The 13,302-nt window shown below is 63.0% G+C and carries 12 protein-coding genes; 6 read left to right on the forward strand and 6 right to left on the reverse strand.

Annotated features, from left to right (window positions below):
- Positions 1 to 21 precede the first annotated feature (21 nt).
- The gene (locus A9762_RS06260) at positions 22 to 723 is read right to left on the reverse strand and encodes a TetR family transcriptional regulator (RefSeq protein WP_371442512.1); all 702 of its coding nucleotides are present in this window, start codon (positions 721 to 723) and stop codon (positions 22 to 24) included.
- Between the two features lie 75 nt (positions 724 to 798).
- Here A9762_RS06260 and A9762_RS06265 point away from each other — a divergent pair, with 75 nt between their 5' ends.
- Positions 799 to 1,458 (forward strand): O-methyltransferase, encoded by a 660-nt coding sequence (locus A9762_RS06265; protein WP_069341170.1) that lies wholly within the window; start codon positions 799 to 801, stop codon positions 1,456 to 1,458.
- Between the two features lie 95 nt (positions 1,459 to 1,553).
- On the opposite strand, the gene A9762_RS06270 is transcribed toward A9762_RS06265, so the two are convergent.
- Both A9762_RS06270 and A9762_RS06275 read right to left on the reverse strand, forming a co-directional pair.
- Positions 1,554 to 3,011 (reverse strand): MFS transporter, encoded by a 1,458-nt coding sequence (locus A9762_RS06270; protein ID WP_083253678.1) that lies wholly within the window; start codon positions 3,009 to 3,011, stop codon positions 1,554 to 1,556.
- A 79-nt stretch (positions 3,012 to 3,090) separates the two neighbouring features.
- Positions 3,091 to 4,488, reverse strand: a complete 1,398-nt coding sequence (locus A9762_RS06275; RefSeq protein ID WP_083253679.1) for a dihydroorotase family protein — start codon at positions 4,486 to 4,488, stop codon at positions 3,091 to 3,093.
- A gap of 138 nt (positions 4,489 to 4,626) precedes the next feature.
- On the opposite strand from A9762_RS06275, the gene A9762_RS06280 reads away from it, so the two are divergent.
- Genes A9762_RS06280 through A9762_RS06290 form a run of 3 tightly spaced genes read left to right on the forward strand, consistent with a single transcriptional unit; the run spans position 4,627 to position 6,726 of the window.
- A complete protein-coding gene (locus tag A9762_RS06280) occupies positions 4,627 to 5,403 on the forward strand; it encodes a GntR family transcriptional regulator (protein WP_069341171.1) in 777 nt (258 codons plus the stop codon).
- Positions 5,396 to 5,743: a hypothetical protein gene (locus A9762_RS06285; protein WP_069341172.1), complete on the forward strand. Its 348-nt coding sequence runs from the start codon at positions 5,396 to 5,398 to the stop codon at positions 5,741 to 5,743. Before A9762_RS06280 ends, A9762_RS06285 begins: the two co-directional genes overlap by 8 nt.
- The gene (locus A9762_RS06290) at positions 5,713 to 6,726 is read left to right on the forward strand and encodes a GTP-binding protein (protein WP_069341173.1); all 1,014 of its coding nucleotides are present in this window, start codon (positions 5,713 to 5,715) and stop codon (positions 6,724 to 6,726) included. Before A9762_RS06285 ends, A9762_RS06290 begins: the two co-directional genes overlap by 31 nt.
- A 104-nt stretch (positions 6,727 to 6,830) precedes the next feature.
- On the opposite strand, the gene A9762_RS06295 is transcribed toward A9762_RS06290, so the two are convergent.
- A complete protein-coding gene (locus A9762_RS06295; protein WP_069341174.1) occupies positions 6,831 to 7,958 on the reverse strand; it encodes a mandelate racemase/muconate lactonizing enzyme family protein in 1,128 nt (375 codons plus the stop codon).
- 111 nt (positions 7,959 to 8,069) lie between these two features.
- Here A9762_RS06295 and A9762_RS06300 point away from each other — a divergent pair, with 111 nt between their 5' ends.
- Complete coding sequence (locus A9762_RS06300; protein ID WP_069341175.1) at positions 8,070 to 8,981, forward strand: LysR family transcriptional regulator; 912 nt, start codon at positions 8,070 to 8,072, stop codon at positions 8,979 to 8,981.
- Positions 8,982 to 9,015: 34 nt separating this feature from the next.
- Here A9762_RS06300 and A9762_RS06305 read toward each other — a convergent pair whose 3' ends face one another.
- Entirely contained in the window at positions 9,016 to 9,906 is an 891-nt protein-coding gene (locus A9762_RS06305) for an amidohydrolase (protein WP_069341176.1), read from the reverse strand.
- Between the two features lie 149 nt (positions 9,907 to 10,055).
- Entirely contained in the window at positions 10,056 to 11,321 is a 1,266-nt protein-coding gene (locus A9762_RS06310) for an MFS transporter (RefSeq protein ID WP_069341177.1), read from the reverse strand.
- A 493-nt stretch (positions 11,322 to 11,814) separates the two neighbouring features.
- Between A9762_RS06310 and A9762_RS06315 the strand changes: the two genes are divergently transcribed.
- A complete protein-coding gene (locus A9762_RS06315) occupies positions 11,815 to 13,287 on the forward strand; it encodes an NAD-dependent succinate-semialdehyde dehydrogenase (RefSeq protein WP_069341178.1) in 1,473 nt (490 codons plus the stop codon).
- The last annotated feature ends 15 nt before the right edge of the window (positions 13,288 to 13,302 follow it).

A 13,302-nucleotide genomic window follows, 5' to 3' on the forward strand; every position in this document is an offset into this window, starting at 1 on the left:
CGCGGGCACACCGCAACGCGCCTATCGCGCCAGCAACGGCTTCTCAATACTCCTCAGATAAGCACAAAACATATCCGCCATCGCACCCGCGTAAGCCTTGATCTCTGACGGCGTCCGCGGCGTTTCCGAGAACTGCTTCCCGACGGTCGCCATCGTCGTGACGATCAGGTCACCGGCCAGATCGCGCGTCGCCTGCGGCGTGTCGGGAAGTACCTCGTCGATGAAAGTCTGGAATATCCGTGCCCCCGATGCTTTCGTCTCTTGCATCTCAGGCGCGTCCCGATAGAGCGGGGCGGAATCGCCTAGCGCCACCCGCATCTCGGACTCGTCGCATTCCGATTGGATGAACGCGTGAATCAGCCGGTGGAGCCGTTCGAACGGCGGCGTCCGGACGTCTTCCAGAATGTCGCTGAGCAACGTTGTCGTCTGCTGCCATTCGTCGCTTTGCAGCCGAAACAGAATCGCCGCCTTGTTCGGGAAGTACTGATACACCGAACCCACGCTGACACCGGCTCTCTCCGCGACACGTGCCGTGGTGAAACGCTGCGCGCCTTCCTTCGCCAAAACCTGAATAGCGGCTTCGAGGATCGCGGCGACAAGCTCCGACGAACGGGCCTGTTTCGGCTGTTTTCTCAAGGAAATCTGCGGCTTTCGACGGCTGTTCATGGTGACGTTGGCGACCCGTGCGCAATGCGAATAGAGGGGAAACGCGTTTCGCCGCATACTTTAAATGCGACGAATTCATCGCATTTTAGTCAGGCGGCGCCTGATGCTCAACTACCCGATTGGATTTCCCTCATGAACACAACTTTGACGTCTGCACCGCTGGCGCAGCTGTTGACCCGCCTCTTCAAGCAAGCCGACGACGCGGGCAGCCCCGCATTTGCCGACGTGTCGCGCGAAGAAGTGCAGCGGCTGATGCACAGCAAGACCGAATACCTCGATCTGTATGGCCGCTTGAAAGACATGTGGTTGCCGGTCTCGCGTGAGACCGGGACCTTGCTCTACATGCTTGCCCGTAGCGCACGCGCCCAGCACATCGTCGAATTCGGCACATCGTTCGGTATCTCGACCCTGCACCTCGCCGCCGCATTGCGCGACAACGGCGGCGGTCGCCTCATCGGCAGCGAGTTCGAGCCGGGCAAAGTGATGAAGGCGCGCGAGCACCTGATGGAGGCCGGTTTGGCCGATCTCGCGGAAATCCGGGAAGGGGACGCGTTGAAAACACTCGCGACCGACCTTCCCGAAACCATCGATCTGCTGCTGCTCGATGGCGCCAAAGCGCTTTACCCTGACGTACTCGCGCTGGTCGAAGACCGCTTGCGTCCGGGCTCACTCATCGTTGCCGATAACGCCGATTTCAGCCCCGAGTATCTGGCGTACGTTCGTGAACCCGGTAACGGCTATCTGTCGGTGCCGTTCGGCGGCGACGTGGAACTGTCGCTACGGCTTGGCTAACCGACGTGGATTCATGGGGCCGATGCGCGCCAGCACGGCGATGTCGTTTCGGGCGCCGCCGTTGACGAGCGGCGCGCATCGTACCCCCCAACCCATCAATCGCTGGCGCCCGTGGAGGCATCTTCGAGCGAACGGCCTTTCGTCGACGGGCCGAGCAGTGCGATGCAGATGGCGGCAATCAACAGAATGACGTCGCTGATCACGAACACGAACAGCTTGCCCTTGAGCACGGCGAAGACGCCGAAGACGAGCAGCAGCAGAATCGCACCGGCGCGTCCCCAGGCCGAGGCCAGCCCCATGCCCGTGGCGCGAATTTCCGTCGGGTAGAGTTCCGGCGTGTAGCTGTAGATGGCCGTCGAACCCAGCGCCAGAAAGAACGCCATCAGCCCGCCGAATGCCATGAGTGCCCCTGACGTGGTGGACAACCCGAACAACGTGCCGAAGATCGCAGTCCCGATGAACGCGAGAATGGCCGTCGGCTTGCGATCGAGCCAGTCGACCACGTAACCGCCGAACACATAACCCGGGATCACCGACGCATAAATGGCGATCGAGAACTCGAACGACTTGACGATGCTGAACCCCTCCATCGCCAGCAACGTCGGCACGAAAGTCATGAACGTATAGAGCACACCATATTCCGCAAACCATGCCATCCACAGCATCAGCGTGACTTTGCGAAAGCGCGGGCTGAGCAGGTCGCGGGCGCGCCAGACCTTCGTCGGCTTGGTCGATGCAGCGGCGGCGGGTGTCGTGGGCGCGCTCGTCGTGACACCGTCTTCCGGCAAGCGACGTCCGACGCGTTGCTCAATCGACGCGAGTACCGCTTCCGCTTCGGCGGCGCGTCCGCGTTGCAGCAGCCAGCGCGGTGACTCGGGCAGACCGGAGCGCATCAGGCCGACCACGACCGCGAACGGCAGCGTCAGGAACAGCGCCGCGCGCCAGCCCCAGTGCGGAATGATGTTCAGCGCCCAGATCGGTGACACGGCGATGCCGAGTGCGAAGAAACCCATCATCCAGCCACCGAGCTTGCCGCGCACACGCGTGGGCCAAAGCTCTGCCAGATAGGGCGGAACGATCGAGCTTTCCGCTCCGACGAACAACCACGTGAAGAAGTTGAGCGCGGCGAAGGACCAGACGTCGTTCACCAATCCGCGCGACGCCGAGAACAGCGAATAAAGCACCAGCGTCAGCATGATCATGCGTTTGCGGCCGTATCGGTCGGCCGCGAACCCGGCCAGTGCCGAGCCGACGAGATAACCGCCAAGGCCGATGGCGGAAATTACGCCGATGGTTGCGGCATCGAATCCCCACAGCGGTCTGAGCGTCGCCAGCACGAAGCCGGTAATGACGGTGTCGAGCGTGTCGAAGAACAACGACAACGCGGCCACGATCAGCACGGTCAGATGGAAGCGGGACACCGGCAGGCGGTCGAGCCGACGGGCGATGTCCTGCTGGGTCAGCCCACCGGCGACGGATGCCGCCGTTGTGCTTGCCGTGGACGTGAGCAGGGTGTCGCCCGCGTGCCGTGAGTCGAATTGAGAGGTCGTCATGGTCTGGTCTGTCTGTGGATGCCGACGACGGGCGCCGGCATCGGTGTCATGAGAATTACAGCATGGCGTGAGATGGGCGTCAGGCGCTCGCACCGATGCCCGGATGGAACTGCCCATGGCCCGGCGTGCCCACGATCTTTCCGTGGTCCATCACCGTTTCGCCGCGCACGATGGTGTAGACGGGCATGCCGGTCGTGCGGATGCCCTCCCATGCGGTATAGCCGGCCTTCGTATGCATGTCGGCCACCGTAAACGTCTGCTCGCGTTTCATGTCTACGATCGTGAAATCGGCGTCCGCCCCGATCTGAATACGGCCCTTCTTCGGGTATTGGCCGAAGCGCTTGGCCGGCGCTTCGGCACACAGGCGTGCCACGTCCTGCAGCGTCAGGCGGCCTTCATTCACGGCATTGAGCACCAGCGGAATGAATTCCTGCGCGCCGGTAATGCCCAGCGGCACGGAGAAGTTGTCCTGCCAGCCCGGGGTGATCTCTTCGAGCGTGTGCGGCGCGTGTTCGCCGACGAGCATGTCCGCCGTGCCGTCGTGAACCGCCTGCCAGTGATTCTCCGGGGCATAGGCCCAGGCATAAGCCCCCGGGCCGATCTTTTCCGCCTGCGTGCGCGTCATGAACAGCGTGGCGGACTCCATTTCACCGGAGATGTCCTGCCCCTGCGCCTTGGCCTGTCGCACCAGCTCGTTCGCGCCCGGCGGCATCACGCCCATGTGCAGCACGTGCAAACGCACGCCCGTCAGTCGCGCGTAATAGATCGACGCCGCCAGCCCGGCTGCCATGCCGTGGCCGTACATGTACCCGCGCTCGTACGCTTCCATATAGTCGCGGTTGCTCGTCTTGCCGGGGTTGATGTAGTCGCGAAACGTGAGGCGCTTGCACCACTCGGAATCGTCGTGGTGCACGGCGCAGATCAGTCCCTTGTCGGCCACCGCCTCGTACAGCTCGTGCAGGATGCCGTGATCGACGACGCCCAGTTCCGAGATGTACGGATACACCTCCTTGACGTGCCGGGTGTTGAACACCTTGATGCCGATGGCGCCCGCACCGGCGAGCGCCTCGACCGTCTTCGGGTAGAGGCCGCCGCCGTAGAGCGCGTAATCGACCAGCGCCTTCGGGGCGATCGTCTCGCGCTTGAGCATGAACGATTCCAGCGTGGTCGGGTGCGGATCGTTATTCGTCATGTCGATGCAGAACGTGATGCCACCCGCTGCCGCCGCGGTGGTGCCCGACGTGAAATCCTCCTTGTAGGTATGACCGGGTTCACGGAAGTGGCAGTGCACATGCCACAGCCCCGGGAGCACGTCGAGTCCGTTCGCATCGACGGTACGTGCCGCCGGCGGGGTGTTCGCCTCGTCTGTCAGGGCCACGATTTTCCCGCCCCGAACGCAGACGTTCAGCGTCGAAAACCCTTCCGGGGTATGCACCCGTCCACGTCGGATCACGAGATCCATCGGTTCGTCATTCATTGCAATCTCCAAAATACACAGTAAATACACGACAAATTGTTTGTGTATAAAAATGTTGTGTCAAGTGGGGATTGTTCGCTACACTGCCCATCAATCGATCCGCTTTTTGTTCACTTTTCGTCTATTTTTCGTCTCGCAATGCGCAAGAAAGCAGAAGCCGTTCAAGAGGCGGCAACCAAGCACATCAAGGGTTCCGGGGCTTCCAAGGCCTATCAGTTGCTGCGCGAGCGCATCGTCTCGCTGGAGATGCATCCGGGCGATGACATCGACGAACAGGCGCTCGTCGATGAACTGGGAATCTCGCGCACGCCGTTACGCGAAGCCATGATCCGGCTGGCGGCAGAAGGGCTGATCTCGCTGCTGCCCAATCGCGGCGCACGGGTGTCGTCGATGGACATCCCGCAATTGCAGGAGCATCTGGAAGCGTTCGAACTCGCGCAGCGCGCGACCACGCGACTGGCCGCACTGCGGCGCACGCCAGCCGATCTCGAACGCATCGAAGCGCTGGTCGTCGCGTTCGAGAAGGCGCACGAGCGGCAGGACGTCAACGGCATGATCGACGGCAATTGGGAGTTGCATCTGGCCATCGGCAACGCCTGCGGCAATCGCGTGCTCTCGAAGATCTACGCCAACTTGCTCACGGAGAATTTGCGGATCGCGCGGCTGGCGATGAGCTACGAGACGTTTCCGACGCAAGACGCGCGGCAGGCGCACCTGAACAAGATTCTCGAGGAGCACCGCGAGATTCTCGACGCGATGCGCGAGCGCGACGCCGAGCGTGCCGACCGGCTGTCGGCCTCGCACACCAATCTCGCGCGCAAACGTGTGACCGAGTACATCTCGCTCAGCGCGTTGGGGAGCATGGCGGTGGGCACGTTGTCGAGTGCATCGTCTGAAGGGGGAAAAGATGTGTGAAGTCTGTGCTGTCTTCGGCGTGAGCGAACACTGGACGGATGCGGGCGATCCGATGGGCCAGCATTCGGTGGCCGCCGGCATTCTCGAGAACCGGGCGGAGCGAGCGCGCCGTCTGCGTCTTATCAACCGGATCCTGCGTCCCTATGGCCTGAAGGCCGAGGATTGGGACGGTGAGTCTTACGCCGTGGAAGACGCCAGCGGCCGACGTCAGTTGGCCTCCGATCTGTCCACGCTCTGGCGGGTTGCCGAGCAACTGGGCGACACTTTCATCGATCCTCTGGAGGGCGAGTTCGTCATCGCTCCATCATCATGGTCAGACTCGTACCGCGCCTCGAACTGAATATCGTCACGGGCTTTCTCGGCAGTGGCAAAACCACGTTGCTCAAGCGTTTTCTGGCGGGGCGTCCACCGGCGTCGACGCTGGTCATCATCAACGAGTTCGGGCGCGAATCGATCGACGACCGTCTGACGCTGCATCTCAACTCCGAGATCGCCACCATTGCCGACGGCTGCCTGTGCTGCACCGTACTCGACGATCTGCGCGAAACGCTGCTCGACGTGCTTACGCGTCGAGCACGCGGCGAGTTGCCCGAGCTTGAGCGCATCATCATCGAGACCAGCGGTCTGGCCGACCCCGGTCCGATTCTCGGCACGGTACTGTCGGACGAGAATCTCGAAGAGTATTTGCGCGTCGGCGCCTGCATCACGACGTTCGATGCGCTAGAGGGGATTGAATCGCTCGGCCGGTTTCCCGAAGCCGCCGCACAACTGGCGACCGCAGACCGGGTGGCGCTGACCAAGACCGATTTGCTCGACGAGAGTCGACTGGGCACGCTCGTGGACGCCGTTCGTGCCGTCAATCCCGCGTGCGCCATCATGACGAGCGAAGTGCCCGATGCACTCTTCGCGCCGGGCGAAGCCACCGCCATCAACGACACGGCGGTGGCACGCCAGTCCGGCACGCACGCCCACACGAGTTCGATACAAAGCTTCTCGACGGCGCTCGACGACTCACTCGACTGGGCCACGTTCTCCGTCTGGCTGACGGCGTTGCTCAACCGGCATGGAGATCGCATCCTGCGCTTCAAGTCGGTCCTGTCGGTACGCTCCGCGCCGGGGCAACTGGTCGTGCAGGGCGTGCGTCATCGTGTCTACCCGCCGGGACATTTGCCAGCGGGACCACAAGACGAAGGCAAGGTATCGACCTCCCGCCTGGTGTTCATCACTGACGGCCTCGACAAGGCGCGCATCCTCGCCTCGCTGCATCGGTTCGCCAATGCGCGAATGATCGATCCGGGCTTCAGCAAACTGACGATGCAGTGAGAGGTGTCGCAATCATCGCCCCCGGGACTTGGTTGGGGGCGATGATCGAGCGCGCGGCGAAGACGTGCAACGCGACAAGGGTTTGGCGTTGCCGTGTCACCCGGTTATCGCGAAACTTTCGTCCAGCGACCAAACTTCGCGACCTGTTGCTCGTCGAACGAGAACCCGAGCCCCGGTGTCTGATGCAGCACGACGCGACCTTCCTTGTGGTCGAGCTGACGATCGATGAGTTGACGGAAGTTGAGCACCTGGTCGTCCCAGAAGAACTCCACGTAACGGGCGTTCGGTGTGGCCGCAACCAGTGGCGCGTGAACGTCGTGGAACCAGTGCGGGCAGACCTGAATGCCGTAGCCCGCCGACATGGCGGCGATGCGCTTCCATTCCGTGATGCCGCCGCAGACCGCCGCATCGGTTTGCAGAATCGCAGCCCCGCCCATATCGAGCAATTGCTTGTGGTACCACCGGCCGTATCCGATTTCCGCCGTGGCGACAGGAATGCGCGTGAGCTTGGCTAGCCGCGCGTGGCTCTCGATGTCGTCGGGGCTGAACGGTTCCTCGATGAAGTACGGGCTGTATGCTTCGATGCGGCTGAGGTACTGCATTGCCTGAACGGTGTCGATCCAGCCGTTGTTGCAGTCGAGCATCAACTCCACGTTCGGGCCGATCGCTTCGCGTGCCGCGCGCACACGCGACTCCTCGCCCTGCGGCGACCACCGCCCGGTTTTCATCTTCACGGCCTTGAAGCCCATCGCCGCGTAGCTGGCCATCTCTTCGCCCAGCATTTCGGCGGTCTTGCCTTCGACGTAGTAACCACCGCTGGCATAAGCCGGCACCGTGTCCATGTCGACAGCGCCCAGGTACTTGTGCAGCGGCAGCCCGGCACTCCTTGCGTTGATGTCCCAAAGTGCGATGTCGATCGCGCTCAATGCACGCATCACGGTGCCCATGCGTCCTTGCAGCAGCGACTCCTGATACATGTCTTTCCAGAGACCTTCGACGGCGAGCGAGTCACGGCCCAGAATCACCGGCGCGAGCAACTGTTCGACCGCGACACGGAACAGTTCACCGGCGGCGCTGCCGACGTAGCAGAAGCCGATCCCTTCGATACCGTCTGCGGTGCGAATTTTGACCAGCCCGTAGTGACGCTCGCTGACGGTGCGGCTGGAAAACGAAGTCACTTTGTCCAGCGGCACGCAGGCGGCGCAGACTTCGATGGATTGGATGATGGGCACGGCATGTCTCCTTCGATGACGGTTGGGTAATGAAGTACGAAGACAGTGTGCCCGCGGCTGAACCGCTAAAAAAGCGGTGTCTCGTATGTTCAGAGCACGTAAAATACGTCGATGGACACTCGCTTCCTTCAGATATTCGTCGCCGTCGTCGAGTCCGGTTCCATTGCGGAAGCGGCGCGTCGGCTCGATCTCGCACCGACGACGGTGGCGCAGCAGATTCGTGCGCTCGAAGACGACATCGGCGCCAAGTTGCTCACGCGTGCGGGCCGCACCGTCAAACCGACCGTCGTCGGCGCGCGCATTCTCGATCGCACCAAGGACTTGCTCCGGGACGTTCGCGACCTGCGATCCGCTGCATCGGACACGGGGCTCCCCGCCGGACCGCTGCGTCTGGGCGCCACGCCTACGGCGTTGATGGGACTGCTGCCGCCGTTCCTGCGCCGCTGGAAGCAGGCACATCCTGCGATTCCGATCTACATCGAGCCCGGTACGTCCGCCACTTTGCTCGAACGCGTGACGTCGGGGGAACTCGACGCCGCGATCATCGTTCACCCGACGTTCGAGCTGCCGAAAACCTGTGCCTGGCATCTGTTGAGAGAGGAGCCGCTGATTCTGCTCACGCAGGCCCATCTCGACGTGAAGGACCCATTGCGGACCGCGTCGGAGGAGCCGTTCATCCGCTATGACCGCCGTGTCGTCGCGGGGAAAATGGCGGATGAGTATCTGCGAGCGAAAGGTGTGAGACCCAATGTCCAGTTCGAGCTGGACGGCATCGAGCACATCGCCAAACTCGTTGCGGAAGGGTTCGGTGTTTCCGTGCTGCCCGATTGGGCTTTCATAGGCCCCCCGGATTCGCAACTGCGTCGATGGCCCTTGCCGGCGCCTTGTCCGACACGACGCGTCGGCATGGCGTGGTTGCGCACATCGGTGCGCTCGGAGCTGGTGGAGGCGTTCGTGAGCATCGCCGGTATCGGCCAAACGGGCTCGAAGAAGGGCGCACGGCGTCCCCCTGCGCGGTCCTGATCGGTCGCCAGCCGCCTTAGCTGCATCAGGGGCTTTAGCCGTCTTGGCGGGTCGTCAGGTCGTTGGCGAATCCGTAAAGCTCGGCCGCATTGTCGACAAGGATCCGATCTCTGACTTCAAGGCTGGGCGTCCACGACGTCAGCAAGTCGAGCAGTGCGCCGTCGTCAGGCATGCCGCTCAGGAGCCCGGTGTGCGGCCAGTCGGTCCCCCAGACGCAGCGATGCGGCGCGGCAGCGACGATGGCCCGTGCAAGCGGTGCCACGTCCGCATGCGGATAGGCGCGCGTCGACGCCCGATACCCACATAACTTGACCCATGTCTTGCCGTTGGCAAGCAGCCGCAGTAGCGCGGCGACCTCCTGTTCGTACGTCGGCGAATTCGCACGAATCTGTCCCATGTGGTCGATCACGGCGGGCGTCGGCAGTCGTTCGATCAGTGGGCTCAGCGCGGGCAGTTGCGGACCGTCGACATAAAACTGAAGATGCCAGCCCAGTGGCGCAATGCGGTTCGCCATGACCTCGATGACGTCCGGCGTCAATCCACCGGCATTGACCAGATTGAAGCGCACGCCGCGAACGCCCAGATCATGAAGCCGGCGCAATTCGGCGGGCGTGACGTCACCGTCGAGGACTACGACCGCGCGCGCCCGCGCCGGACCGGCGGCGCTCAGCGCGTCGAGCGTGCATCGGTTGTCCGTGCCGTACACGCTGGGCTGGACGATGACCATGCGTTCCAGCCCCAGCGTGGCGGCCATGCGCTGCCAGTCGCCCAGAGACGCGCGAGGTGGCGTGTAGTCGCGGGGCGTCGAGAACGGGTAGATCGTGGCGTCGCCCAGGATGTGAAGATGGCAATCGCACGCGCCGCGCGGTGCCGGGATTTCAGGGGAACGGACGTGAGGCGAGGCTGGCAAACAGGCAATCGACATAAGGCGTATGACTTCGGGGGAGTGAGCTGTGGCATCGGGACACGTCGAACATGCCCGACTCGAAAACGCATCGCCCGAGGGACCGTGAGGGTGTCCATCGGGCGAGCCGGTTTTCCGTGGTTATCGCTGCGGCGATGTCGTCATCGATGTCAGCGAGGGTTCGCAGGCACGCTGCCCGTGACGTCGTGGGATGTAGCGTCATCGGGGGCGTGTACCGAATCCTGCAACCCGCGTCCCTTCGTTTCGGGCAGCAGGCACAAGGCCAGGAACATCAACCCGTAGGCAGCGAAACCAGTGATCGCAATCGCTTTGCTCAGCGGCATCTGCGAGGCGAAGAAGCCGATCAGCAGGGGAAACACGGCGCCCATGCCACGGCCCGCGTTGTAGCAAAAACCTTGTCCGGAGCCGCGAATCGCCGTCGGGTAGATTTCGCTGAGGTACGGCCCGAGCGGCGCGAACACCATGTACGTGAACATGCCCAGCAGCACACCGCTTGGCAACATCACGCTATTGCTGATCGGCAGCACGATGTACACGACCAGCATCAATGCGGCCCCGATGTTGCTGATGAAGAATGTCTTGCGACGACCGATGGCATCGCCCAGGTGAGCACCGACCACGAAGCCGATGAATGAACCGGCGATCAGTGCGACGGTGAACCCGCCGGTGCCGACGACGGACAGGCCGCGCTCGGTGCGCAGGAACGTGGGCAGCCAGACTTGATAGATGTAAGTGGCGCCCTGGCAGCCCGTCGTGAAGATCGCGAGCTTGATGGTTGTCCAGAGGAGCTTGCCACGGAAGACGTCGAGCGGTGAGCCGCCGGCATTGCCGGCGAGTGCCTTGGCCTTGTTGCGGGCAAAAATCTCGGGCTCCTCGACATGGCGACGCAGGAAGAACACCAGCGCCGCAGGCGAGATGCCGATCCAGAACAGCCAGCGCCAGGCGGTGTCTTCGGGCAGCAGCGAGAACAATCCGGTGTAGAGCAAAGCGGCGGTTCCCCAGCCCACGGCCCATCCGCTTTGCACGAATCCACCCGCGCGGCTGCGGTACTTGTCCCGGATCACCTCGGCGATCAGCACGGAGCCGGCGGCCCATTCCCCGCCGAAACCGATGCCCTGCAGCGCACGGAACACCAGAAACTGCTCGAAGTTCTGAGCAAAGCCGCACAGACAGGTGAAAACGGCATACCAGATGATGGTGATCTGCAATACGCGAACGCGGCCGAAGCGGTCGGCGAGCACGCCGGCCAGCCATCCACCGACGGCCGAGGTCACGAGTGCCACCGTGCCGAGAATGCCCACTTGCTGCTTGCCGATGCCCCACGCAGTGATCAGCGTGGGGATGACGAAACTGAATATCTGTACATCGAGGGCGTCGAGCGTCCATCCCGCGAAACAGGCGCGCAGGGTGGTCATCTCTCGCGGTGTTAAATCCTTCAACCATTTGAACATCGTGTCTCCTAACCGGCTGGTGCCGGACTCATTTCTGCTTGTGCGAAGGCGTAAGCGACGGCGCGACATCGGGGGAAAACGGCCGCGGCGCTCCAGGAGGAGATTGCACCTGTATGAGCCACACAAAAAGCGTGTTTCGGCGCGTTCATAACACGTAAAAGCCTTGTTCCGAAGATCGGGGGCGACGAGATGGGCGTGGCGATGCAGCGGTCTCGAAATGCCCATGGCAAGGGGCTGCCGCCCGAGGTGACAAACCCCGGAATCGACGCGCACAGAACACGGTAATGCCCCCGTCATTGCGTGAAGACCCGCTGACATAATCGTTCGGCACTTGGGCGCGTGAGGCGATGCCTGCGCATCGACCCGGCAAGGCTTCGCCACGCGAAGACAACCGGCAGACACGCCGCGCTCAACCCGCTTTCCTCACTCGCAAACGACTCTTTCGAAGGCATTTCGTATGGAACTGAAACTCAAGCGTGAAGCGCTTCTGCGGCGGCAGAATTTGATCGGCGGCGAATGGACTGACGCCGTGAACCATGCGTGTTTTCCGGTCGTGAATCCGGCGACCGGCGCCGTTATCGCGCACGTCGCGAACAGCGGTCCGGCCGACGCTCGTGCGGCAACCGATGCGGCGGCGAAGGCCGCGAGCGACTGGCGTGCACGCTTGCCGCGCGAACGCGCCGAGATCCTGCGACGCTGGCACGCGTCGATTCTCGATAACGCGGAAGACCTCGCGGCACTGATGTCTGCGGAGCAGGGCAAGCCGTTGCCGGAAGCGCGAAATGAGGTCGCGTATGGCGCGTCGTACGTCGCCTGGTTCGCAGAGGAGGGAACGCGCCTCTATGGCGATTTGATCCCGCAGCAGCAACGCGGCAAACAGATGCGTGCCGTGAAGGAGCCGATCGGCATCGTCGCGGCCATCACGCCGTGGAATTTTCCGATGGCGATGATCACGCGCAAGATCGCACCGGCCCTGGCCGTTGGTTGCACGGTGGTGGCAAAGCCCGCCGAGGATACGCCGCTCACAGCGCTGGCGCTGGTGGGGCTGGCGCACGACGCGGGCGTGCCGGCCGGGGTGCTGAACCTGCTCAGTGCATCGCGCGAGCAGGGGATCGAGGTGGTCGGTGACTGGCTCGCCGACGAGCGGGTTCGCAAGGTGACCTTCACGGGGTCGACTGCCGTCGGCAAGCATCTGGCGCGCGAGTCGGCGCAAACGCTCAAGAAACTCTCGCTGGAACTGGGCGGCAATGCGCCGTTCATTGTCTTCGACGATGCCGATGTCGAAGCTGCGGTGGCGGGCCTGCTAGCGGCCAAGTTCCGTAACGGCGGTCAAACGTGCGTCTGTCCCAACCGGATCTATGTGCAGTCCGGCGTGTTCGACGCCTTCGCGAGGACACTCGCGGCGCATGTCGGCGAACTCCATGTTGCGCCGGCGACCGATCCCGGCGCGCAAATCGGTCCGATGATCAACGCTAAAGCTGTCGACAAGATCGAGCGACACGTGCGCGACGCGCTCGTGAAGGGGGCGACGGTACTCGTCGGCGGCCGGCGTCTCGCCGAGAAAGGGCCGAACTACTACGCGCCAACGGTCATCGCCAACGCAACGAGCGACATGCTGGTCACCAGCGAGGAGACCTTCGGGCCGGTCGCTCCGTTGTATCGCTTCACGTCGGAAGACGAGGTGATTCGACTGGCCAACGACACGCCGTATGGCCTCGCCGCTTACGTTTACACGCGAGATCACCGGCGCGCAGAACGTGTCTGCGGTGCGCTGGAAGTTGGCGTTATCGGTCTGAACGAAGGATCGGTGGCGAGCGAGGCGGCGCCGTTCGGAGGTGTGAAAGCCTCGGGATATGGCCGGGAAGGATCGAGGTACGGGCTCGACGACTATCTGTCGATCAAATACATCTGCCAGGGCGGACTGGACTAAGCGTTCCCCCGCCGC

The organism is Pandoraea sp. ISTKB, from assembly GCF_001721285.1.
Taxonomy (GTDB): Bacteria; Pseudomonadota; Gammaproteobacteria; order Burkholderiales; family Burkholderiaceae; genus Pandoraea; species Pandoraea capi.

Excerpts from the sequence above, each read along its gene's own strand:
- A9762_RS06260 (WP_371442512.1), bottom strand. The coding sequence starts at position 723 with ATGCGGCGAAACGCGTTTCCCCTCTATTCGCATTGCGCACGGGTCGCC.
- A9762_RS06265 (WP_069341170.1), top strand. The coding sequence starts at position 799 with ATGAACACAACTTTGACGTCTGCACCGCTGGCGCAGCTGTTGACCCGC.
- A9762_RS06270 (WP_083253678.1), bottom strand. The coding sequence starts at position 3,011 with ATGACGACCTCTCAATTCGACTCACGGCACGCGGGCGACACCCTGCTC.
- A9762_RS06275 (WP_083253679.1), bottom strand. The coding sequence starts at position 4,488 with ATGAATGACGAACCGATGGATCTCGTGATCCGACGTGGACGGGTGCAT.
- A9762_RS06280 (WP_069341171.1), top strand. The coding sequence starts at position 4,627 with ATGCGCAAGAAAGCAGAAGCCGTTCAAGAGGCGGCAACCAAGCACATC.
- A9762_RS06285 (WP_069341172.1), top strand. The coding sequence starts at position 5,396 with ATGTGTGAAGTCTGTGCTGTCTTCGGCGTGAGCGAACACTGGACGGAT.
- A9762_RS06290 (WP_069341173.1), top strand. The coding sequence starts at position 5,713 with ATGGTCAGACTCGTACCGCGCCTCGAACTGAATATCGTCACGGGCTTT.
- A9762_RS06300 (WP_069341175.1), top strand. The coding sequence starts at position 8,070 with ATGGACACTCGCTTCCTTCAGATATTCGTCGCCGTCGTCGAGTCCGGT.
- A9762_RS06305 (WP_069341176.1), bottom strand. The coding sequence starts at position 9,906 with ATGTCGATTGCCTGTTTGCCAGCCTCGCCTCACGTCCGTTCCCCTGAA.
- A9762_RS06310 (WP_069341177.1), bottom strand. The coding sequence starts at position 11,321 with ATGACCACCCTGCGCGCCTGTTTCGCGGGATGGACGCTCGACGCCCTC.
- A9762_RS06315 (WP_069341178.1), top strand. The coding sequence starts at position 11,815 with ATGGAACTGAAACTCAAGCGTGAAGCGCTTCTGCGGCGGCAGAATTTG.